General features: G+C 48.6%; 2 protein-coding genes. Both read right to left on the minus strand.

Annotated features, from left to right (window positions below; all coding sequences use genetic code 11):
• Positions 1–304: 304 nt before the first annotated feature.
• Positions 305–781: a DM13 domain-containing protein gene (locus H7698_RS31125; protein ID WP_194693904.1), complete on the minus strand. Its 477-nt coding sequence runs from the start codon at positions 779–781 to the stop codon at positions 305–307.
• A gap of 195 nt (positions 782–976) precedes the next feature.
• Positions 977–1,333: integrase core domain-containing protein (locus H7698_RS31130; RefSeq protein ID WP_194693906.1), on the minus strand; the 357-nt coding region annotated here is incomplete at its 5' end.

Here is a 1,333-nt window from a genome sequence, read left to right on the forward strand (position 1 = left end):
GAGCCCTCGCTCTTGGATAACATTAGACGCTCGCGCGCAAAATTCCACCCATTCCGATAAGGCGGCGTATAGAGCCTTAGCGGCATCTGAGGTTGGCGCGTACTTATCTCTGTCGCAAGCCCATCTGGTGAACCGCTTCAGGGTATGCAGGCATCGTAGTCAGTGTCTGAGGGTCGGTTGAGGTCAATTTTGACTTCAAGAATCTAGACGTGGAGGGGAGGCCTCATGCCCGGCAAGACTTTAATTTCCATTGGCATGAGGCGCATGTTATTCGTGAACAGGCAAGATCCAAGTTTAAGCTTGTTTACTGATATTTTGCGGAGCCGATGAACTTAGAGAAACGCTCGCACCATATTTGGACCGTTGTAAACTCGTTGACGTTGACGCTTGCAGGAATGGTTTTCTTGAAATTCCCGAAGTTTTTCAATTCGCCAATCAGAATTGCTTCTTTCTTCATGTCCAAAAACGATTCTTTGTCGGTGGCTTGTTTCTTTGTCAGGTAAATTTTGTAGTCTGGACCAGGTGCTACATCACCTTTAAATACAATTTCGTTATCCGTAACAAAAAGTTGTCCATTCGCCCAGTGAAGGAAGTCGCTGCCTTTCTGATCTTTCTTGAACTCTCCGCTATACTTTGCCACCTTTTGCACTTCTTCAATTTCGGCGATGGTGGCGTTTTCTTGTGCTAACAAAATCGGAAGTATATAGATCCCTAGCCCAACTCCCGCGCCAAACAGAGCCAGGTGGGACGCGAGCAGAATTATTTTTAATTGCTTTTTCATGGGTTGCCTCATGCAGTGAGTTATTTGGTGTGTCCATCACAATCCATTAGTTCGAACAGGGTGCGGTATGTGCTGATAGCGATATTGTTAGTGGGGTGCTAGCTTAGCTACCATGACTGTGTTGGATGAATGACAGGTGTAAAAATAGATGTCTCTTACGGTAACTGTCAAGGTATCTGTCGCCCTGTTTGATTTTTATGCAGCTATTTTCTCTACCTCCCTAACTACTCGGCGCTCTGGGTTTAGCGATACTAATGTCACAGGATGCCAGTTGCGGGTGTCACCACTCCAGCGCTCAGGATGCGCAGCTCTGGCTGCAAGGTTGAGCGCATGTCTCTTGGCTAATATGGCTTTGTCTTCTCCTGTGTGGCGCTGCATCGGCGTCACGAAGCGGATAGCACTGTGGCGGTGCTCATAGTTGTACCACTGGACGAAGCCGTGCACCCAACGCTGGGCAGCTGATAGGTCAGCGAAGCCACTGACGGGGTAGTTCGGCACATACTTGCAGGTGCGGAACAGAGCCTCGGAGAAGGCGTTATCGTTGCTCACACG

The sequence above is a fragment of the Pseudomonas sp. p50(2008) genome (assembly GCF_015351605.1).
In the GTDB taxonomy this organism is placed as follows: Bacteria; Pseudomonadota; Gammaproteobacteria; order Pseudomonadales; family Pseudomonadaceae; genus Aquipseudomonas.